Raw genomic sequence first — 20,338 nt, forward strand, 5'->3', positions numbered from 1 at the left:
GTCGATGGCGGACGACCTCACCAGCGGCGGCGCGGTGCTGCGGCGCGCCCTGCGCCGCCAGCGCGGCAAGGTGCTGGCCGGCACCGCGCTGCTCTGTGCCCACCAGGCCGCCGAGGCACTCGTACCGGTGGCCATCGGCGTGATCATCGACCGGGCGGTCGCCACCGGCGACGTGCCCGCCCTGCTGCTCTCGCTCGCGGGCCTCGCCGTCCTGTTCACAGTCCTCGCCTACGCCTACCGGTTCGGCGCGCGCCTGAACTACGCCGCCGTGGAGACGGAGGCGCACGCCGTACGGGTCGAGATCGCCACCAGCGCCCTGGATCCGCGCGGGCACCGCTCCGGCATGCGTGACGGGGACCTGCTGGCCGTCACCGCCTCCGACGCCGAGTTGTCCGCGCTCGTGGTACGGGTCGCCGGGCTCTGCGCCGCGGCGGTCACCGCCATCGTCGTGGCGGCCATCGCGCTGCTCGTCGTCGACGTCCCGCTCGGCCTCGGGGTGCTCCTCGGCGTACCAGTGGTGGTCATCCTGCTGCAACGGATGGCGCCGCTGCTCACCCGGCGCAGCGCCTCCCAACAGGAGGCGCTTGCCGCCACCACCGCCCTCGCCGTCGACCTCGTCACCGGCCTACGGGTGCTGCGCGGCATCGGCGCACAGCACCACGCCGCGCGCCAGTACGCGGCGGCAAGCGGCCACGCCCTCGACGTCACACTGCGGGCCGCCACCACCAAGGGCCTGCACCTCGGCCTCACCACAACTGTCAACGGCCTCTTCCTCGCGGCGGTCGCCGGCGTCGCCGGCTGGCTCGCGCTCCAGGGCCGGCTCACCATCGGTGAGCTGGTCGCCGTCGTCGGGCTCGCCCAGTTCGTCGCCGAACCGGTGCAGACACTCGGGTACTCCGTGCAGCTGTTCGCGATGGCACGCGCGTCGGCGGGACGGGTCGCCCGGATCCTCGGCGCCGCCCCGCTGATCCGGCCGGGCACCGGCGGGCAGCCCGCACCCAGCCCGGCGCGGCTCGCCCTCGACAATGTCGGGTACGCCGGGCTCGACGACGTCTGCGTGCGGGTCGACGCCGGTGAGGTGGTAGGCGTGCTCGCGTACGACCCGGGCGAGGCCGAGGCGCTCGTCGCGCTGCTGGCCGGGCAGGTGCCCCGCGAGGACTACCGCGGCACCGTGTACGTCGACGGCGTACCCGCCGAGGACCTGGACATCGACGCCGTACGCGGCACGGTCCTCGTCGAGCAGCACGACGTGGCGTTGTTCGAGGGGACGCTGCGCGCCAACCTCGCCGCCGGCGGCAGCGTCGACGAGAGTGTCCTGCACGCCGCCGTACGGGCCGCCGCCGCGCAGGACGTGCTGGAGGCGCACCCGCACGGCATCGACCGCGTGCTCACCGAGCGGGGGGCGAACCTGTCCGGCGGGCAGCGACAGCGCATCGGGCTCGCCCGGGCACTCGCCGCCGACCCGCCCGTCCTGGTGCTGCACAACCCGACCACTGCCGTCGACGCGGTCACCGAGGCGCTGATCGCCGAAGGGCTCGCCGGTGCCCGTGCGGCGGCCGGTCGGGGCACGGTGCTCGTCACGAACAGCCCGGCCCTGCTGCGGGTCACCCACCGGGTGGCGGTGCTCGACCATGGACGGGTCATCGCCGAGGGCCCGCACGAGGAGCTGCTCGCCAGCGACGCCCGCTACCGGGAGGAGGTCCTGCGATGACCGACGAGCCGACCACTACCGATGCCGAGCCCCGGCGGCTGCTGCCGACGGCCACCGCCGCACAGACCTGGGCCGCCCTGCGCGCCGAGTTCGCCCGCCTGCCCGGCCTCAGCGCCGCCGCCGTCACGCTGCTTGTCGCCGCGTCCGCGACCGGGCTCGTCGCCCCCTGGGTGCTCGGCCTGCTCGTCGACGACGTCATCGCCGGCTCCGGCACGGAACGGATCCTCACCTGGGCAGGCGTGATCGCCGGCGCTGCCGTGCTCGCCGGCCTGCTCACCGCCGCCGGGGCGGCGATCGCCGCACGCCTCGGCGAGACTGTGCTCGCGCGCCTGCGGGAGCGGGTCCTCGACCGCGCCCTGCACCTACCGTCGGCCACCCTGGAAAGGGCCGGGACCGGGGACCTGATCGCCCGGGCCGGCGACGACGTGGCGGTCGTGACGAACGTGATCACCACGAGTGGCCCCGCCTTCATCGGCGCGCTGCTGTCCACGGTCCTGACCGCGGCGGGGCTCTTCGCCCTGGACTGGCGGCTGGGCCTTGCCGGGCTGACCGCCGCCCCGATGTACGCGCTGGCGCTGCGGTGGTACCTCAAGTGGTCGGTTCCGTACTACGCCCGCGAGCGGGTGGCGACCGGCGAACGGTCACAGGCGATGGCCGGGGCGCTTCGCGGCGCCGCGACGGTGCGCGCGTACCGGATGGAGGACGCCCACGTCGCCCGCATCGCCGACCGCTCCGCCACCGCCCGCGACCTGTCGCTGGACATCTTCGGTCTGCACACCCGGTTCGGGCTGCGGATCAACCGGTCGGAGTTCGTGGGACTCGCCGCCGTGCTGCTCGCCGGGTTCCTGCTGGTCCGCAACGGCATGTCCACAGTGGGTGCCGCCACCAGCGCGGCGCTCTACTTCCACCGGCTGTTCAACCCGATCGGCCTGCTGCTGCTCCAGTCCGACGCCGTGCTCCAGGCCGGTGCGAGCCTCGCCCGGCTCGTCGGCGTCACGTCACTGCCCGCAGCAGACGGGCCGGCACCCGTACCGTCGCAGCCGTCGGTCACGAGGCGCGAGGCGGAGCCACCGGCGCTTGAGGTGGTCGTCGCCCAGCACCGCTACGACGACGGGCCCGTCGTCCTGCGGGACGTGCGGCTGCGACTCGCACCCGGCGAGCGGGTCGCCCTCGTCGGGGCCAGCGGAGCCGGCAAGAGCACCCTCGCCAGCATCGCCGCCGGCATCATCGCGCCCGCCGACGGGTCGGTACGCCTGCGCGGCGTACCCCTGTCGCACCTTGGGGAGCAGCGGGTCCGCCGGGAGATCGCCCTGATCAGCCAGGAGGTGCACGTCTTCGCCGGGCCGCTGCGCGACGACCTGCGCCTCGCCGACCCGGACGCCACCGACGCCGAGATGACCGCCGCGCTGGACCTCGTCGGCGCCACCTCCTGGCTGCGGACGTTGCCGGACGGCCTCGACACCGGCGTGGGGGAGGGCGGGCGGCAGCTCACCGCCGGCCAGGCCCAACAGCTCGCCCTCGCCCGCCTCGTCCTCGCCGACCCCGCCGTGGCGATCCTCGACGAGGCCACGGCGGAGGCGGGCAGCGCTGGCGCGCGGGACCTCGACCGGGCCGCAGTGGCGGCCACCGAGGGCCGTACCACGCTTGTCGTCGCCCATCGACTCACCCAGGCCGCCACCGCCGACCGGGTCGTCGTGCTGGAGCACGGCCGCGTCACCGAAGAGGGCACCCACGACGAGTTGCTGGAGGCCGGCGGAGGGTACAGCCAGCTGTGGCGGTCCTGGAGCAGCGCCGATCTCGTGGCGCCGTCGAAACCGCTCGCCTGACCGGGACCCACTCTGGCTGGTCCGGCGCGGGCGCGCTCCTCTTCAGGCGCGGCCAGCACCGGGAGTGGGTCAGCCGACAGAAACGGCGGGCCGGACGCGCCGCGCCGGCCGCAGCAGCAATGATGGGGCGGTGCAGATCCTCTCCATCCAGTCGTCGGTCGCCTACGGCCACGTCGGCAACTCCGCGGCCGTCTTCCCCCTCCAGCGGCTCGGGCACGAGGTCTGGCCGGTCCTGACGGTCCACTTCTCCAACCACACCGGGTACGGCGCGTGGCGTGGGCCGACCCTCGCGGCGGCGGACGTCGCCGAGGTGATCGACGGTATCGCCGACCGGGGTGTCCTCGGCACCGCCGACGCCGTGCTGTCGGGCTACCAGGGCGACCCGGCGGTAGGTGGGGTGATCCTGGCGACGGTGGACCGGGTCAAGGCGGCGAACCCGGCCGCTGTCTACTGCTGCGACCCGGTGATGGGCGACGCCGGGCGCGGGATGTTCGTCCGGCCGGGCATCCCCGAGTACCTGCGCGACACAGTCGTGCCGCGCGCGGACATCATCACGCCGAACCACTTCGAGCTGGACTTCCTCGTCGGCCGGACGACGAACTCGCTGGCGGAGGTGCTGGCGGCGGTCGACGACGTCCGCGCGACCGGGCCACGGCACGTGCTTGTCACAAGTGTCCTGCACGGCGAACTGCCGGAGGGTTGTCTGGAGGTGGTGGCCGTCTCGGACGAGGGCGCGTGGGCGGTGACCACCCCGCTGCTGCCGATCAACCCGAACGGCGGGGGCGACGTCACAGCGGCGCTCTACCTCGCGCACCTGTGGACCACCGGCTCACCCGCGACGGCGCTGGAGCGCACGATCGCCTCCGTCTTCACGGTCCTCGAAGCGACCCTCGCGGCGGGCACCCGGGAGATCCAGTTGATCGCCTCGCAGGATGCCATCGCCGTCCCGCCGGCCCGGTTCGCCGCCCGCCAACTCCGCTGACCGCCGCGGGTTCCTGGCGCTGATCCCGGCGTGCGGCCCCGCCGCGCTGATTCAGCGCCAAGCGTCGTCGCGCTGATTCAGCGCCAAGCGTCGTCGCGCTGGTTCAGCGCCAGGCGTCGTCGCGCAGCACAGCGTGCGCGCCGACGGTCTCGTTGACGATCTGCGTCACCCGTACGTCGACCAGGACACTTGCCAGCGCCACCGCGTCCGGACGGCTCAGCCCGTGCAGCCGTTGCATGAGGGTCAGCATCGACTCCAGGGCCATGAACGTGGCGTCGTCCAGGGACGCGCCGACACCCAGGGCCAGCCAGGCGTCCGCGACGCGGGCCACCGGGCCGGTCACCGGGAAGTCGTCGCGGACGTCGAGAGTCACTGTCACCTCGTCCATCGGGCACTCGATCGCGGTGCCGCCGACCTCCCCGTCGCCCTGCGCGGCGTGCCCGTCCCCGACCGAGAACAACGCCCCGTCGACCGGGATGGGCAGCAGCAGCGTGCTGCCGGCGGTCAGATCCTTGCAGTCCAGGTTTCCGCCGCAGGCCCGGGGCGGGATGGTCGAGTGGAGTCCCGGCTCGGCGGGCGGCATGCCGAGCACCCCCATGAACGGGCGCAGCGTCACAGTGTGGCCGTGCTGGTTACGCCCGGTCATCGTCGCCGGGTCCAGCTCCCAGGCGTGCACCACTCCCTCGTCGGCGACGCCGTAGCGCTCGTTGAACCTGCTCGGCCAGCCGCCGGCCACAGTCGTTCCCCAGACGCCGGGGACGATGGCGTCGAGGCGTACCGCGAGGGTCTGACCGGCGCGAGCGCCGCGGACCGCGACCGGACCGATCAGCGCGTGCCCGTGGTCGGGCCGGTGCTGCGGGACGCGGGGCCGGTCCCGGTTGCGCCCGCCGGGGTACGGGCCGGCGGACCACCAGCAGTCCAGGGTGCGGTAGGTGACGGTGTCGCCGGGGTCGACGGTGAGCACCGGCGGGGCGTCCGCGCGGAAGTGACCGTGCAGAGTTTCGTCGCGGGGGGTGAGGGTGTGCCGCATTCCAGCAGGCTATGTGCCGTGGCTCCGAAGGGACAGCGCCCGGCGGGGCCTCGTGGTGCGCGATGGACAGTCACCGCGCTACTGCTCCGCGTCGGGCGCGACCAAGCGGTTGTTGTATTGATGCACGTCGAATGGGATGCTGTGGTCCGGTCGCGCTCGGGAGCCAGCGCGCCCCTCTTTCGACGGACCAGAGGACGCACGGGGTGGTCACGCCATCCCGCGCCGGGCACGTCCTCGCCAGCGGCCGCATGCTGATCGCCGTCGGGTGGCCGTCGCGCGCGTCCGGACCCGTACGGCCGGGTCACCTGATCCGCCGCGACGGCGACGTGTCTTTCCGGAGGTACCGATGCTGCGCAAGCTCCTGACGGTGACGACAGTCGTCCTGGCCGGCTGGGCCGCGACCGCCGGCGTCGCCGCGGCGACGCCCACACCGTCGCCGCCCACCGCCGTGGTCACGGCGACACCCGCGCCGACGCTCACGCCGGCGTGCCCACCGGCGCTGCCGATCAGCGGCCGGGTGACAGGCGCGACAGCCACCAGCCTGACCATCACCTACGCGATAGTGCTCGGCCCGCCCTGCGGCTTCGACCCGCCGGTAACCGTCACCCTCTTCGCCAACCGTGACGACGCAGTGAGGTGGCAGAACCCGGTGGCGGAGGCCACCTCCGGGCCGGAGCGCAACGGCACCGTCACCATCGAACGGCTGACACCCGACACCGAATACTGGTTCCGGTTCAGCGACGACAACGACGTACCCGACCCGTACGTGATCGGTGGGGCGGCCCGGACCCTGCCGCTGGCGGTGTGCGGGGCCACGGCGACCGTCGACTCCCGCTGGGGCAGCGGCTATGTCGCCACCATCACCATCCGCAACACAGGGGTGGAGCCGCTGGACGGGTGGCACGTCTCGTGGCGGTGGGCTGGTGACGAGCGCATCCAGGCGATCTGGGGCGGGCTGGCCGACACGGCAGGCGCCGACGTCACGGTCGGAAACGCCTCCTACAACGGGACGCTCGCGCCGGACGGTGTCGCGACGTTCGGCATGCTCGTGGCGACGACCACCGCACCGACGGAGTTGACGCTGACCTGCGGTCGGTGAGCACCCGGCCCGGGGGCCGGCGCCGGTCCCCGGGCCTGCTGGCGCAAATCGCCGCAGATGGTCAGGGCTTGCGGCCCACCGCGCCGTAGGCGTCGATGCCCTCGGCGTCGGCGTCGTCCGGCCGCCACAGCGGGATCGGCACCAGGCCGGGCTCCACAAGCGTCAGCCCCGCGAAGCAGCTGGCGAGCTCCTCCGGACTGCGCAGGATGTACGGCACACCGCCGTTGTCGGCAAGCCGCTGCGCGCCGTCGACCACCGCCGGGCTGGTGTTCGTGCCGTCCCAGAAGACCAGGTGGCTGCCGGACGCGGTCGCGTCCATCGTCCGCCCGATGATCGAGCGCACCACGTCCAGGTCCGGTTCGTAGCCGAGCACGCCCATGTACATCACGGCGATCGGCTTGTCGAAGTCCAGCGTCTGCGCGGCCTCGGCGAGGATCTTCTCAGGATCGTGGTAGTCGGCGGGAACGTACGTGGTGACGCCCTGCGTCGTCGTGCTGGACAGCAGCGCCCGGGCGTGCACGAGAACCATCGGATCGTTGTCGACGTAGACGATCCGCGAATCGGGCGCGATGCCCTGGGCGACCGCGTGGGTGTTCTGCATGGTGGGCAGGCCGGTGCCGATGTCCAGGAACTGCCGGATGCCCGCCTCGGCGGCCAGGTAGCGCACCGTGCGCACCAGGAACCCACGGGACTGCTGAGCCATCAGGACGATCTCCGGATAGACCTCGGCCACGGCGTCGCCGGCCGCCCGGTCGGACTGGAAGTTGTCCTTGCCGCCCATCCAGTAGTTCCAGATCCGCGCCGCGTGCGGCACGTCGGGCTGAAGCTTCGCGGTGAGTTCGGCATCCGGGCCGGCCATGCCAGGCTCCTATCGAGGGGTCGTCGGTGGCGGTCACCACCACGGCGGTGGATCGCCTGTCGCTTCCGGCGATTGTCCACTATGAACGGGGCGGGGGAGGGCCGGGTCGCCCCGGACATCGGGTGCCCGCCGAGGGGCTACCGCCCGGTTACGGCGCGTCGACGACCTCCCGACCCAGCGGCCAGAACGCGGCCGGAACCAGCTTGAAGTTGGCGATGCCGAACGGGATTCCGATGATCGTGACGCAGAGGGCGATGCCGGCGGCGATGTGGGTCAGGGCGAGCCACCAGCCCGCCAGCACCACCCACAGGACGTTCGCCAGCCCGGAGCCGACACCTGCGCCCGGCTTGGGCACCAGGGTGCGGCCGAACGGCCACAGCGAGTAGACGGCCAGACGCAGCGACGCGACGCCGAACGGGATGGTGACGACAAGGACGAAGCAGATCAGCGCGGCGAGGCCGTAACCGAACGCCAGCACGATGCCGCCACCGAAGATGAGCCACAGTACGTTGAGCACGAAGCGAATCACCCCCCAATCATGAGCGATGCTCGCAACCGGCAGTGGGAGGTTCCCGCCGTCCGGGCGCTTCCGAACCACTGATCAATCGAGTGTGGCTGCCGTCGGAACGTCCGGTGTACCGCTACGGATCAGCCCAGCCCGCCACACGCGACGCCGTCGATCGTGCACGCCGTGGGGGTGGCGCCGACAGTCGAGCCGTTGACACGGAACGTCACGCGGACCGACGCGCTGCCGGGCACCTGGCCCGTGCCGGCGTCCGGGACGAACGTCCACACCGCGCCGTCGTGGCTGACCTGCGCACCCTGCACCGAACTCACCCGCAGCGACTCCCGTGGCAGCGTGACGGTAAGTGTCCACCGCGCCGACGGCACCGAACCGGGATTGCTTATCGTCACTGCGGCGCCGTAGCTGAGCAGCGCGTTGTCCTCGACGGCGAACTCGGCGGCGAGGGCCGCAGGCGTCGGCGGGGCCGTCGACGCGTTCGGCGGGGGAGCGGTGGACGGCGACCCGGCCGACGGTGGAGCCGCCGTGACAGTGGACGGGGCGGACGCCGCCGGGCTGGTCTGGGCCGGCTGCGCCTGTCCCCGGGGCGTACCGGCCGCGGGTGTGCCCACCTGGCCGACCGACGGGGGCGGGTCGAGGGTCACCGGCGCCAACTCCTCAGGCGTCCGCAGCACGCCGACGACGGAGACCGCCGTCGCGACCAGCACCCCCACCGCCGCGATCACGGCGACCCAGGTCGCCCGCGAGACGTCGCCACCACCGGTGAACACCCGCCGTACGGCAGCGGCGGCGGCCACGATCCGGTCCAGCAGGATGATCGCCACAGTTCGCCGTGGCCGAGGCGGTGGTGCCGGCACTGCCTGCCTCCCCTTCACTTCGTCACCGGGCGTTCGCCCACGACCGCTCGCGGGTGGCACCCGACCGGTCACAGGGCGCGCAGCCCGACGAGTATCGACTCCAGCAACTCCTGCGACGGCAGCTCCGACAGCGTCGGCGGCTCGTGCGTCTCGACAAGCCCCGCCGTGAGCAGGTCACCGAGGAGGACCCGGACCGTCCCGAGGGGCAGATCCAACTCGGCCGCGACCTCGGCCACCGACACTGGATGGTGACACAGCTCGACGATCCGCGCCTGCTCGGGAAAGAGCGGCGCACGCGGTGTGCCTACCCGCCGGGCGACGACAAGCGAGATCAGGTCGAACCGGCCGCGCTCCGGTGCCGTACGCCCGCCGGTCATCGTGTACGGGCGCGCCACCGGGCCTGCGTCGTCGTCGTACCACGCCTCGTCAGCCGAGCCGGCGGTGTGCACCCGTGTCCCCGCTCATCGCCGAGGAGGCCGGTGCGAGCCTGACCGGCAGGTGCCGTTCGGCCTGCCCCACGAAGAGCGCCACCTCGTACGCCATGTCGCCCACCTCAACCTCGTCGCCGGCGATCCGGACGGTGAGGATCGTCCCGTTTCCGATGGTCGCGACGAACAGGAACGCCCGCGACATCTGCACCACGATCTGGCGCAACCCACCCGCGTCGCACGTCCGGGTGGCGGCCGATCCCAACGCCAGCAGACCGGCGACCACTCCCGAGATCTGTTCGGCCAGCTTCGCCCCCACGAGGGTGGAGCCGCCGAGCGGAAGCCCGTCTGGTGAGAGCACCACGGCGAACTCCGCGCCGCGTACCCGGTCGACAAGCCGATCCAGGGCGCCGGTCAGGCTGTCTCCGGTCACCACTGCATGCGTCATCGATGTCTCCTCGTTGCTCTGGCGACCGGCAGCTCGACGGTGTCGGGGCCGGCGCTGCCGGGTTCGGGCCCGGTCGGCCCAGGTTGGCGGATCCGCGTCGGCAACCCACAGTTGTCGCCCGCCTCGGACGCCGCGGCCCTGTCCACCTCGGTGCTGTCCATCTCGGACTGTCCGGATTCGCGCCAGGTGGGGGAGGCGGCGATGGTGGTCCGCGTGCCCGGCCGTCCGTCGCCGGTCACCGTGACCAGGTCCGGCGGTAGGAGCACGATCGCCGCCGTCCCGCCGCGCTGGCTGGGGCGCAGCGCGACCCGGGCGCCGCAGCGGGCGGCCAGCACTGCGACCGTGTACAGCCCGGCCGCTCCGGGCGGCGGTACGTCCGGCGGCGGATCGCCGAGCAGGCGGTTCGCCTCGGCAAGCGCCGCCGCGTCAAGGCCCGACCCATCGTCGACGACCACCACCGCGCACCCCTGCGGTCGGTGTTCACCGGCGATCCGGACGGTGGTGTCCGCCGCCGAGAAGGCCAGGGCGTTCTCGACCAGTTCGGCAAGCAGGTGTACGACGTCGGTGACGGCCGTGCCGGCCAGTGACCACGGCCAGTGCGGCGCCACCAGGACCCGGTGGTAGTCAGGCACCTCGGCGACCGCGCCGCGCGCGACGTCGAGCAGGGGCACCGGTCGCCGCCAGCGGCGAGCCGGAGCCGCACCGGCCAGCGTGATCACCTTCTCCACGTTGCGGCGGATCCGGGTGGCGAGGTGGTCGAGTTGGAACAGCTCGTCGGTCTCCTCGGCGGCCCGCTCCCGCCGCTGCATGCCGTCCAGCAGGTCGAGCTGATCGCGCAGCAGGACCTGGCTGCGTCGGGTGACCCGCAGGAGCAGTTCGCGGTCGGAGCGGTAGTGGACGGGCTCCCCGGCCGCCGGGGCGGCGGCCGGGGGAGCCGCCACGGCGTCGGCCGGCACCTGCGGCCGAACCTCCCCACCCGGGGAAACCGGCCGATCAGCACCCGGGCCGGCTGGCCAGTCAGCACCCGGGCCGTCCGGCCGGTCGGCACCGACGGGCTGGCCGGCCAGCCGGCGTACGGCGCCGACCCAGCCGAGCAGCACCACGAGGACGGCGATAAGCCCGAGCCCCACCACGGTGCCGGTACGCGCGACGAGCACCGCCGCCCCCGGCGTGGCCCGCTCGACGCTGGCGCGGGCGGTCGAGGTGACCACTGCGTGCAACGCGTCGAGGGCGGCGTCTGCGGCCGCCCGCCAGTCCGCCCCGCTCACGTCGCCGGCAGTGTCGGACCGGCCCGCCCCGAGCAGCGCGTCCTCCATGGTCCGCAGCCCCGCCAGCTCGGGGCCGGCCAGCAGGTCCCGCCGCGCGGCCCGGCCGTCGACCGGTAACGCGGCAAGCGCCTCGGCCCGCGCGTACCGCCCGATGGTGACCTGTTCGGTGAGCTGTCGCCGCTGCTCGGCGGTGACCCGTTCGCCGGCCAGCGCGGCGGTGACGAGCGTGTCCTCCCGGGCGAGCAGTTCGCGGGCGCGGGCCAGCGCGATCACCGCGCGGCTGTCGGTGGCGAGCCTGCTCTCGTACGCGCCCCACTCCGGGCCGTACACGTCGAAGGCGGCGTCGACGAGCTGGTCGTACCCGTCGACGGTTCCGGCGGTGTCGAGCCGCCCGGCGTCCACCCGGGACCGGACGGCGCCGAGACTGTTCAGTCGCCGAACCAGTTCCTCGGCCCGGTCGCGGACCGCTCCCGCGGTGAGCAGGCGCAGGTCGCCGCCGGAGGTGAACGCACGGATCTCGGAGGCCGCCCGGTCGGTCACCTCGCGTGCCGCGCCCAGCGGGGCACCCGTCGGCACCTCCCCGGCGATCGCGTCGACGGTCAGCCGGCGTTCGGTCTGCAGGCTGAGGATCAGCCGGTCGATGGGCTGACCGAGGGTGTCGGCCAGAGCCCGCACCCGCAGCAGGTCGGCCGCGTCCTGGCAGGTCAGGTAGGCCGCGTACGCCCAGAGGGTGACAAGTACGGCCGCCAGTGCGACGAGCTTCGCGCGGAGGTGCCGCGCATCGGACCGGGTCACGGCCTGCTCCGCGCGCTCAGCCGCCCTCGGCTGCGGTGGCCGGCTCACCGGGCCTGCCGCTGCGGCCACGGCTGCCCGGCCGCGTTGCTGGCCCGGTCGGCGACCACTGTCCGTAGCAGGGCGAGCAGCTCCGTGCGGTTGGCGCAGTTGAGCCGACTGCGCATGCGGGCCACGTGATGCTCGACGGTCTTCGCCGAGATGAAGAGCCGGTCACCGATCTCCCGGTAGGTCAGCCCGGCCAGCACCAGCTCGGCCACCTCGTACTCGCGGTCGCTGAGCCCCTGCTGGGCGGGCCGGGCGATGGCGTCGGCGACCTGCGCGGTCGGCTCGCCGGCTGTCGTCCGCTGCCCGCTGACGGCGCCACCCGGCCGGCCCTGGAGGACCCGTGCGCATTCCAGCAGTGTGGTCATCGCCCGGCGGTCGGCGGTGCGGATCGCTGCCTGCCCGGCGAGGCGGGCGCCGTCCCAGCACAGCCCGGTGTCGTGCAGTCCCCGGGCGGCGGCCTCCACCCGGACGGGGTCGACGACGCCCCGCAGCACCTCCACCCAACTCTCGGCGGCGGCCGCGACGACGGCGGCGTAGCGGCTGTGGCCGGCGGCGGCCAGCAGGGCGGCCACGTGCTCGTCGGCGACCGCCGGCTCGTCGGTCAGGATCGCGGCGTGCAGCCCACTCCAGTGCAGCGGGACGCTCCACAGTGCCGGGGCGCCGAGCCGGTCGAGCAGTGACCACCCCTCCCGCAGGTACGGCGTCAACCGGGCCAGGTCACCGAGGCGTGCGCCGGCGATGGCAAGCTCGCCCAGCGGCAGCAGCGTGAACAGGTCCACGGGATGCCGGACCACCGCCTCCAACGCCTGCCCCCACCCCGACTTGAGCGCGCCGAGGTCGCTGTTGCGCCGGCCGATGCCCATGCGCAGCGCGGCGGCGAAGAGCAGATCCCGCGATTCCAGCGGTCGCCCGTCGCCGGTGACAGTGGCGAGACGTTCGGCGGCCGCGAGGGTCTGGCCACGAACCATCAGGATCCACGCCTGCGCCAACCGGTGCCGGCGTGCCATCAGCGGGCCACCGACACCTGCCGCCTGTGCCCGGTGCAGCACCCGTTCGGCGATGTCCAACTCGCCGCAGTGCACAGCGGTCAGGGCGGCCAACGCCGCCGGGCTGTCCGGTAACAGTGCGGCCCGCCCGTCCGGCTCCAGCAGGGCTGCGGCCTGCACGAGCGCGGAGAGCGCGGCGGCCGGTGTGCCGGTGACGCTGGCGCGTACGCCCTTTGCCATCAGTCGGGCGGCGCTTGCGTGCAGGGTCGGTGGTTCGCCGACCGGGTCGTCCTCCGGGGGCGCGGCGGCGGTCAGGTCGCCGGTGGCGAGGCCGCCGACGGTGGCGAACGCCGCCGCGGAGGCGGTGCCCGACCACGTGAACAGCTCCACGCTGCGGCCGACGTGGCCGCGGTGCGCCAGGGCTGTCGCCGCCACCATGGCGGCCCCGGTGCGGTCGACCGGATCGGCGGTGGCCAGCAGCCGGTCCGCGAGGCGCAGCGCGTCGTCGAGGTTGCCGGCCAGCGCGGTGGCGAGGGCCTGCCGGGCGCTGGCCGGGTGCCCGGCCGCGGTGGCGGCGGCGAACAGGTCGGCGGCGAGGGCCGGGTCGTCGGCGAGCGCCTCCTGTGCGGCGGCGGCGAGTGTCGATGGTGGACAGTCGCCGATCACGCCGAGCCCGCGCAGCGAACGGACCAGCGGCAGCACCGCGCCACCCCGGGCGAGCTGCAACTCGCCGATGTGGCGCCAGACCGCGCTGCGGTCAGTGGTCGGGCTGAGGGCGGTGACGGCCCGGCGGACGAGCGGCGCGAGCCGGCCGTCGGCGCCGACCAGCCCTGCCGCCCGGGTCGCGGCGATCAGCTCGTCGACGGCCTCCGGCTCGCGGCCCAGCAGCGCGCCGAGCATGCCCACCGGCAGCGGTACGCCCACCGCGACCGCGAGCAGCAGGCGTCGGATGTCGGCGGACTGGGCCTCCAGGTCCGGCGCGAATTCGAGGAGCACGGATCGGGGTGCCTCAGACGGCGCGTCGGCGGAGGTCGGGGTCGCCAGCAGGCCGCGAGTCAACCGCTCGACGTCGCGGGGCACGCCACCGGTCTGCGCGTGCACGAAGTCGACAAGGTCTCGCCGGCCCAGTTCGGGCGTCGCGGCGAGGTAGTCGGCGGTCTGCTCCCGGGTGAACGGGCTGAGCAGCACTGCCTTACCGTCGCGCCGCAGCGTGTCGGCGAGGTCCGTGAGAGCCGCCGACCGGGGCCACGGGCGGTGGGCGACCACCAGCCGGTGCCGGCGGGTCGCGGCCAACCGCAGCAGCACCGCGAGCCGCTCGTCGTCGAGCAGGTGCGCGTCGTCCACGAGCAGAAGCGCGTCCTCGTCGACCGGCTCGCCGGGCTCCGGAACTGTTGTCCGTACGGCCACCCCAGCCTGCTTGTGGATCCGCGCCAGTTCCGTGAGCAGCATTGTCTTGCCGTGGCCGGCGGGGCCGCTCAGGCCGACGGTGAGCGGGCCGGTCGGATCCTCGGTGGCCCGGTCCAGCAGGGCCTGCGGCCCCCGGCCCAGCACCAACGTGGATTCGGCGACGTCATTCATGATCATTGTGGTCATCCTTCGCGTCCCCGGCTGAGCATCGGTGCCAGGCGGGACGCCTTCGGCAGGTCCAGGGGGAGGATCCGGACCGGTGGGCGGGGTGGCGGGTCGCCCGGGACGGCGGTGTCGTGTCGGGGGCGGCGCGGTGCTGGGAGGGTGGCGCGGCCGGTGCCGGCGACCGGTGCCGGATTGCGGACCGCCGCCGGTGGGCGGGGTCGCGGTGAGACCACCTGGCAGGCGGCCAGCGCCGCCCCGGTGGCGTCGGTGAGCTGGGCGTCGGGTTCGACCTCGACGGGCACCGGCAGTGCAGCGGTGATCAGCTCGGTGACCAGTGGGATGCGGGCCGAGCCGGCGGTCAGCAGGACGCCGTCGAGCCGCGTCGGCGTCAGGCCGGCCGCGTGTACGGCGCGCAGCAGCAGGTCGACGGTGGCCTGCACCGTAGGCCTGATCATGGCCTCGAATTCGGCCCGGGTGACGGGGACGCGCGCCGGGCCGGTCGGCAGAGTCAGCACCACGTCGGCGGCGAGGTCGACGGTAAGCGTCCGCTTGACCCGTTCACACTCGGCGAGCAGCCCGCGCGGAACGGCCTGCTGGTCGCGGCGCGCGGCGGCGGGCAGGTCGCGGGACAGCACGGTCCGCACGTGGCCGGCCAGCAGCTCGTCGAAGTCCGCTCCGCCGACCGGGTCGAGACCCTGCGGCGTGCCGAAGCTCTCGTAGGTGCCGCGCGGGGTGCGCCGCACCAGGGCGCCCTCGAAGCTGGCGCCGCCGAGGGCGTAGACGGCGGCGGTGGTGCCGGCGAACCCGCGCGCCGCGTGGCTCTCGGCGACAGTGACGGTACGCGGCAGCAGTGTCACGGGGGGAAGGCCGAGATCGACGAGCGCCCGGCGCAGCAACTCCCGTCGGTACGGGCGCCAGCCCGCCGGATGGCTGAGCACTATCGCCTCGGCGGGACCACCTTCCAGGGCGTGCGCCTGTTCCACCACCCAGGCGGCCAGCTCCGCCGTGAGCGTCTGTGGCGCGCACGCCTCGCCGCCGAGCAGCAGGGGCACGTCATCGCCGATGCGGCGGACGAAGTCCCTGCTGGTGCGGCTGCCGTCGTCGGTGGCCGGCCCGCCGATGTGCAGCGTGCCGTCCGGGGCCAGGTGCAGCACCGACGGTACGAGGGCGGCGCCGGCGTTCAGCGGGACGGGCTCCGGGCGTGCCCATCCGGTGCCGTCGCGGCGCACGACGGCGGCTGCCGTGGTGGTGTTTCCGATGTCTAACCCCAGGACGTACGGCATCGGTTTCGTCTCTCCCCGTGAAGTTGGCCGGCCGGTGGCGATGGCGTCGGCGCTGCCCGGCGCCCCACCCCCGGCGAACCCCGCGGGCTCCTACGTTCGTACCAGAGATCGCTCCCTGGTCGGGACCCTAATCTGGCCGGGACGGTTTCCCCCATTCCCCCTAACGGACGATGCGGCGAAGACCCTAACGCGGCGGGATCCGATGCGGGGTGCAGCCCCGATGTCCGGCGGCTGTCGCCGTCCTAGCGTTTCTGTCGACGAACGACGGTCGCCGATGCCAACCCGAGGAGAACCGGCACATGGACTCGCACCAGACCCTCCACGACTTCGTGCTCGACCTGCTGACGAACCCGGACGCGCGGTCGGCCTTCGACCTCGACCCGGAGGGGGCGCTGCACGCCGCGGGGCTCACCGACATCACCGCCGCCGACGTGCAGGACGTGGTTCCGCTCGTTGTCGACTACGCCCCGGGGCCGGGCCTCGCGCCGCTGGCGTCGCCCGTCGGGCAGCTCGGCTTCGACCCGCTGGTGACCGACACCGCCGACGTGGTGGGTCAGTTGCAGAGCGTGGCGCAGCAGATCAGCCTGACCAGTTCACCGTCGGGGGTGGACGTGAAGGCCGGCGTGCTGGGCGCGCTCGCCGTCGACCCGAACACCGTGGCCGCCGGCGTGACAGTGCTGCCGGGGATCGGTCTGGGTGTCGGCCCGAACGGCCTGGACACCGATCTGACCGGTGCGGCCGACGTGGCTCACACGCTGGACGCCGATGTGGTGCAGCCGGTGGACGGCATCGTGGATCCGCTCGTCGGTGACGTCACGGGCGCGGCGGGCGACCCGACCGGTCTGCTCGGTGGCACCGACCCGGGGCTGCTCGGTGGCGGCCTGACCGGTGGTGCCCTCTCCGGTGCGCACGGTCAGGTCGATGGCATCGTCGGCTCCCTCGGTGTCGACGACACCCTGGGCGGGTTGGGCCTGGGGCACGGCAGCGGAGTGGTCCCACCGCTGGACGTGCCGTCGGTGGTCGGCGGTGTCACGCACCAGGTGGACGGTGTCCTTCCTGGTGTCACCGGCACGGTCGGCGACGTGACAGGCGGGCTCACCCGCGGTGTGACCGGCGACGTGCACGACGAGGGTTCCGCCTCGTCGGACCACGGGCTGCTGGGCATCACCGGGGGTCTGCTCTGACGGGGATGCCCGGTGGGAGCGGAAGGCCGGATCGCCTCAGGCGGTCCGGCCGCCTCCGGTTGCCCACCCGGTACCTCTTGATAATTGACCCGAAATCAGCACACTTGGTGCGGTGATGGCGGGGATCTGGCTCGACGTGCTTGACGAGATCGCCCGGACGTGCAGCGCCCACGGTCGCGGTGACCTGCTCCAGACGGTGCGGCAGAGGCGGACGCAACTGCTGGATCCGACGCTGCGTGTCCTCGTCCTCGGCGAGCCCAACCAGGGCAAGAGCCAGCTCGTCAACGCGATCATCAACGCGCCCGCCTGCCCGGTCGGCGACGGTCGCACCACAGTCCTGCCCACAGTGGTGCGGCACGCCGAGGCGGCGACCGCCGCTGTCGTCCAGGCGCCACCGCCGTCGGGCCGGTCCGCAGGCGCCGCGGCGACGTCCCTTGTGGAGCGCACCCCCTTGGCGCTCGACCAGGTCGCGGCCGGCGTGTCCGGCACCGTCGGCCGTCGCCCGGGAGGCGGGCCTGCGTACGTCGAGGTCGGTGTGCCCCGCGCCCTGCTCGGTGCCGGGCTGGTGCTCGTGGACACGCCCGGCGCCGACGAGGTGGCGACTGTCGGCGGCGGCGTGGAGGTGGCAGCCGCGGCCCGCGCGGACACCGTGCTGCTGGTGTCCGACTCGACCCGGGAACTCTCGGTCGCGGAGCTGAACATGCTGCTGCACGTCATGCGGTCGCAACCGAACGTGGTCGTGGTGCAGAGCAAGACCGATCTCGTGGCGGACTGGCGTGCGGTGGCCGAGCGCAATCGGCGGCACCTCGCCGACGCGGGCGTTCCGGCGCCGCTGATCCCGGTCTCGGCTTCACTGCGGCTGCGCGCGGCCACTGCCGACGACCGGGGCCTCAACGACGAGTCCGGCTTTCCGGCGCTGATCGCCAGGCTTCGGCGGGATCTGACCGGCAAGGCAGACCATCTGGCGCGGGCGTCGGTGCAGGCGGTGGCCCGGACGGTGGTGGAGCAGCTGGCCGCGCCGCTGCGCGCTGAGCTGGCGACGCAGGAGGCCGAGGAGCAGTCCGGGCCGATCTCGCGGCTGCACGCGGCCCAGCGTGAGGTCGACGAGCTGCGGCGTTGCTCGACCCGCTGGCAGAACTCCCTGACCGACGAGATGGCCGACCTGCTCTCGGACATCGAGTACGACCTGCGCGACCGTACCCGGCAGATCCTGCGCGCTGTCGACGAGGCGTTCGACACCGCCGATCCGCTGGTGGCCTGGGAGACGTTCCAGGACTGGCTGGAGCGCAGCCTCACCGACGCGGCGGAGGCGAACCACGAGTGGCTGATCCAGCGTTGCGACTGGGTCGCCCGCCGGGTGGCCGCCAACTTCGCCAGGTACGGCTACGACGTCCTGCCGCCCTGGTCGATGACGATGCCCGACGACCTCGGCGAGCGGCTGCCGGAGCTGGAACGTCCGAGGATCGACAGGTTCACCACAGGGCAGAAGCTGTTGACAGGCATGAAGGGCTCGTACGGCGGCATGTTGATGTTCGGGCTGGCCACGACGCTTGCCGGGATGCCGATGATCAACCCGGTGTCGGTCGGTATCGGCGCGCTGTTCGGCGGCAAGAGTATCCGCGACGAGAGCAGGCAGTTGCTCCGTCGTCGCCAGGCGACAGTCAAGACGGCCATCCAGCGGCATGTCGACGACTTCTTCGTCCGGATGGTCCGCGACTGCCGGGACGCCGCCCGGCAGGTGCAGCGGATGCTGCGGGACCACTTCACGGGGCTGACCGAGGAGTTGCAGGAGGCCATCGTCCAGTCGTTCCGCAGCGCGAAGCAGGAGGCCGACACGGACGCGGCGGTACGGGAGCAGCGACAGCGGGAGATCCGGCTGAAGATGACCCGCCTGGCCGCGCTGCACGAGCAGGCGCAACAGTTGACCGGTGCCCGGTCCACACCGGTGCTGCTGGAGCCCGGCGCGTGACGGTCGGGCAGCAGCTGGACGAGGCGGCGTGGGGTCTGCTGCACCAGGCCATCGACCTGTATCAGCACAATGGTCGCGCGGTCGGGCACCTGCGGCAGCAGGTGGCGCGGTTGGAGCAGCCGCTGCGGATCGCGGTGGCCGGGCCGTGGCGTGCCGGCAAGTCGACGGTGCTGAACGCGTTGATGGGGGAGGAGGTCGCGCCGGTCGAGGGTGCCGACGGCATCGTCACCTGGTACGAGGACGGTGCTTCCCCGCGCGCCACCGCGTACCCGGCGGGTCAGCCTCCGCAGGAGTTGACTGTGGTCAAGTCGGCGACCGGCATGCGGGTGGACCTCGGCTGGCGGGCCGGGGAGGTGCGCGACATCGTGGTGCGGTGGCCCACGCGGGCGTTGCGGCAGGTCACGCTCATCGACACGCCGGCACTCAGCGGTACGGGGGAGCACTGCCGCGTACCGGTGATGGACCGGGTTCTGCGGGATTCCGACGCCGTGTTGTTCCTGACCCGCGACGGCCGCGACAGCGATCTGCGGCTGTTGGAGTCCGGTCGGGACGGTGCTGTCGGGCAGGCCGCGCCGGTGAACGTGATCATGGTGTTGTCCCGGGCGGACGAGGTCGGCGGCGGGCGGATCGACGGGCTGCTCACCGCCCGGCAACTGGCTCGACGGCACCAGCGTGATCCGCGGGTGGGCGCGGTGGCCGTCAATGTGGTGGCGTGCAGCGGATCGGTAGGCCTCGCCGGCCGGCTGCTCAGCGAGTCGGATTTCGCGGTGCTCGCGACGCTTGCCGGGGTGCCCCGCGCGGAGTTGGATGCCCACCTGCTCTCCGCCGATCGTTTCGTGCGCGGCGAGCTTCCGGTACGCCTGGACGCCGAGGTGCGTGCCGCGCTGCTGGCCCGGTTCGGCCTCTTCGGGATCCGGCTGGCGGCGACGCTGGTCCGCAGCGGGTTCGACAGTCGGGTGAAGCTGTCCGCCGAGCTGATCCGGCGCAGTGGGCTCACCGAGCTGCGGGAGTCGGTGAACCGCTGCTTCGTCGACCGTCGCGAGACGCTCAAGGCGCGTTCGGCCCTGGCTGCCGTGGAGGCCCTGGTGCGGGCGGAACCGGTCCGGGGTGCCGACGACCTCGTAGGCGCTATCGAGCAGATCCTGGCGGGTGCGCACGAGTTCCGGGAGTTGCGCCTGCTGGCAGCGTTGCGCAACAGCAGGCTGGGGTTCGACGCGGAGCTTGCTGCCGAGGCGCGGCGGCTGATTGGCGGGGACGGGGTCGGCCTGGCGGCCCGGCTCGGCGTCGAGCACGAGGCGGACGTGCGACGGCTCTGGGAGGTCGCCGCGGACGCGCAGTGGCGGTGGCGGGACCGCGCCCAGGACCCAGGGCTCCCGCTGGCGCAGCGGCGCGGCGCGGAGGTGGTCGTCCGCAGTTGTGAGGGGATGCTCGCGGAGTTGGCCGCAGGCGGCCGGTAGGGCGTCGAAAAGTTTT

At 73.5% G+C, this 20,338-nt stretch carries 16 protein-coding genes; 7 read left to right on the top strand and 9 right to left on the bottom strand.

Features of this window, described 5'->3' with window-relative positions; genetic code table 11:
• Positions 1 to 4: 4 nt before the first annotated feature.
• The 3 genes from ACLQ23_RS21770 (at position 5) to pdxY (ending at position 4,519) form a co-directional block, all read left to right on the top strand.
• Positions 5 to 1,711, top strand: a complete 1,707-nt coding sequence (locus ACLQ23_RS21770; RefSeq protein WP_355630092.1) for an ABC transporter ATP-binding protein — start codon at positions 5 to 7, stop codon at positions 1,709 to 1,711.
• Positions 1,708 to 3,537 carry an ABC transporter ATP-binding protein gene (locus ACLQ23_RS21775; RefSeq protein WP_355630095.1) on the top strand — a complete coding sequence of 610 codons (1,830 nt, stop codon included), beginning with the start codon at positions 1,708 to 1,710 and terminating at the stop codon, positions 3,535 to 3,537. Before ACLQ23_RS21770 ends, ACLQ23_RS21775 begins: the two co-directional genes overlap by 4 nt.
• Before the next feature lie 130 nt (positions 3,538 to 3,667).
• Positions 3,668 to 4,519 carry a pyridoxal kinase PdxY gene (gene pdxY, locus ACLQ23_RS21780; protein WP_425881015.1) on the top strand — a complete coding sequence of 284 codons (852 nt, stop codon included), beginning with the start codon at positions 3,668 to 3,670 and terminating at the stop codon, positions 4,517 to 4,519.
• Between the two features lie 103 nt (positions 4,520 to 4,622).
• On the opposite strand, the gene ACLQ23_RS21785 is transcribed toward pdxY, so the two are convergent.
• On the bottom strand, positions 4,623 to 5,549 hold the full coding sequence (locus tag ACLQ23_RS21785) for an acetamidase/formamidase family protein (protein WP_355591627.1): 927 nt from the start codon (positions 5,547 to 5,549) through the stop codon (positions 4,623 to 4,625).
• 346 nt (positions 5,550 to 5,895) lie between these two features.
• On the opposite strand from ACLQ23_RS21785, the gene ACLQ23_RS21790 reads away from it, so the two are divergent.
• On the top strand, positions 5,896 to 6,648 hold the full coding sequence (locus ACLQ23_RS21790) for a cellulose binding domain-containing protein (protein WP_355591624.1): 753 nt from the start codon (positions 5,896 to 5,898) through the stop codon (positions 6,646 to 6,648).
• 61 nt (positions 6,649 to 6,709) lie between these two features.
• Here ACLQ23_RS21790 and ACLQ23_RS21795 read toward each other — a convergent pair whose 3' ends face one another.
• The 8 genes from ACLQ23_RS21795 to ACLQ23_RS21830 all read right to left on the bottom strand — a co-directional run bounded on the left by ACLQ23_RS21795 (position 6,710) and on the right by ACLQ23_RS21830 (position 15,712).
• Positions 6,710 to 7,507 (bottom strand): SAM-dependent methyltransferase, encoded by a 798-nt coding sequence (locus tag ACLQ23_RS21795; RefSeq protein WP_425735362.1) that lies wholly within the window; start codon positions 7,505 to 7,507, stop codon positions 6,710 to 6,712.
• Positions 7,508 to 7,655: 148 nt separating this feature from the next.
• A complete protein-coding gene (locus ACLQ23_RS21800) occupies positions 7,656 to 8,036 on the bottom strand; it encodes a YccF domain-containing protein (protein ID WP_355591618.1) in 381 nt (126 codons plus the stop codon).
• A 119-nt stretch (positions 8,037 to 8,155) separates the two neighbouring features.
• On the bottom strand, positions 8,156 to 8,887 hold the full coding sequence (locus ACLQ23_RS21805; protein ID WP_425735363.1) for a cellulose binding domain-containing protein: 732 nt from the start codon (positions 8,885 to 8,887) through the stop codon (positions 8,156 to 8,158).
• Between the two features lie 68 nt (positions 8,888 to 8,955).
• Complete coding sequence (locus tag ACLQ23_RS21810) at positions 8,956 to 9,336, bottom strand: DUF742 domain-containing protein (RefSeq protein ID WP_355591612.1); 381 nt, start codon at positions 9,334 to 9,336, stop codon at positions 8,956 to 8,958.
• Positions 9,314 to 9,763: a roadblock/LC7 domain-containing protein gene (locus tag ACLQ23_RS21815; RefSeq protein WP_355591609.1), complete on the bottom strand. Its 450-nt coding sequence runs from the start codon at positions 9,761 to 9,763 to the stop codon at positions 9,314 to 9,316. The genes ACLQ23_RS21810 and ACLQ23_RS21815 overlap by 23 nt, the downstream gene beginning before the upstream one ends.
• Positions 9,760 to 11,826 (bottom strand): sensor histidine kinase, encoded by a 2,067-nt coding sequence (locus ACLQ23_RS21820; protein ID WP_355591606.1) that lies wholly within the window; start codon positions 11,824 to 11,826, stop codon positions 9,760 to 9,762. The genes ACLQ23_RS21815 and ACLQ23_RS21820 overlap by 4 nt, the downstream gene beginning before the upstream one ends.
• A gap of 44 nt (positions 11,827 to 11,870) precedes the next feature.
• Entirely contained in the window at positions 11,871 to 14,441 is a 2,571-nt protein-coding gene (locus ACLQ23_RS21825) for a LuxR C-terminal-related transcriptional regulator (protein WP_425881016.1), read from the bottom strand.
• A gap of 5 nt (positions 14,442 to 14,446) precedes the next feature.
• Positions 14,447 to 15,712: an Hsp70 family protein gene (locus tag ACLQ23_RS21830; protein WP_425881017.1), complete on the bottom strand. Its 1,266-nt coding sequence runs from the start codon at positions 15,710 to 15,712 to the stop codon at positions 14,447 to 14,449.
• 299 nt (positions 15,713 to 16,011) lie between these two features.
• On the opposite strand from ACLQ23_RS21830, the gene ACLQ23_RS21835 reads away from it, so the two are divergent.
• The 3 genes from ACLQ23_RS21835 to ACLQ23_RS21845 all read left to right on the top strand — a co-directional run bounded on the left by ACLQ23_RS21835 (position 16,012) and on the right by ACLQ23_RS21845 (position 20,322).
• Positions 16,012 to 16,896, top strand: coding sequence for an IniB N-terminal domain-containing protein (locus ACLQ23_RS21835; RefSeq protein ID WP_425881018.1), 885 nt, complete (start codon positions 16,012 to 16,014; stop codon positions 16,894 to 16,896).
• Positions 16,897 to 17,011: 115 nt separating this feature from the next.
• Positions 17,012 to 18,865, top strand: coding sequence for a dynamin family protein (locus ACLQ23_RS21840; protein ID WP_355591594.1), 1,854 nt, complete (start codon positions 17,012 to 17,014; stop codon positions 18,863 to 18,865).
• Positions 18,862 to 20,322 carry a hypothetical protein gene (locus tag ACLQ23_RS21845; RefSeq protein WP_355591591.1) on the top strand — a complete coding sequence of 487 codons (1,461 nt, stop codon included), beginning with the start codon at positions 18,862 to 18,864 and terminating at the stop codon, positions 20,320 to 20,322. Before ACLQ23_RS21840 ends, ACLQ23_RS21845 begins: the two co-directional genes overlap by 4 nt.
• Positions 20,323 to 20,338: the final 16 nt, after the last annotated feature.

The sequence above is a fragment of the Micromonospora sp. DT41 genome (genome assembly GCF_049841715.1).
In the GTDB taxonomy this organism is placed as follows: Bacteria; Actinomycetota; Actinomycetes; order Mycobacteriales; family Micromonosporaceae; genus Micromonospora; species Micromonospora profundi.

What these genes read in the sequence shown, in the direction of transcription:
- ACLQ23_RS21825 (WP_425881016.1), bottom strand. Translation starts at nt 14,441, where the DNA reads ATGATCATGAATGACGTCGCCGAATCCACGTTGGTGCTGGGCCGGGGG.
- ACLQ23_RS21795 (WP_425735362.1), bottom strand. Translation starts at nt 7,507, where the DNA reads ATGGCCGGCCCGGATGCCGAACTCACCGCGAAGCTTCAGCCCGACGTG.
- ACLQ23_RS21785 (WP_355591627.1), bottom strand. Translation starts at nt 5,549, where the DNA reads ATGCGGCACACCCTCACCCCCCGCGACGAAACTCTGCACGGTCACTTC.
- ACLQ23_RS21790 (WP_355591624.1), top strand. Translation starts at nt 5,896, where the DNA reads ATGCTGCGCAAGCTCCTGACGGTGACGACAGTCGTCCTGGCCGGCTGG.
- ACLQ23_RS21815 (WP_355591609.1), bottom strand. Translation starts at nt 9,763, where the DNA reads ATGACGCATGCAGTGGTGACCGGAGACAGCCTGACCGGCGCCCTGGAT.
- ACLQ23_RS21840 (WP_355591594.1), top strand. Translation starts at nt 17,012, where the DNA reads ATGGCGGGGATCTGGCTCGACGTGCTTGACGAGATCGCCCGGACGTGC.
- ACLQ23_RS21830 (WP_425881017.1), bottom strand. Translation starts at nt 15,712, where the DNA reads ATGCCGTACGTCCTGGGGTTAGACATCGGAAACACCACCACGGCAGCC.
- ACLQ23_RS21775 (WP_355630095.1), top strand. Translation starts at nt 1,708, where the DNA reads ATGACCGACGAGCCGACCACTACCGATGCCGAGCCCCGGCGGCTGCTG.
- ACLQ23_RS21770 (WP_355630092.1), top strand. Translation starts at nt 5, where the DNA reads ATGGCGGACGACCTCACCAGCGGCGGCGCGGTGCTGCGGCGCGCCCTG.
- ACLQ23_RS21835 (WP_425881018.1), top strand. Translation starts at nt 16,012, where the DNA reads ATGGACTCGCACCAGACCCTCCACGACTTCGTGCTCGACCTGCTGACG.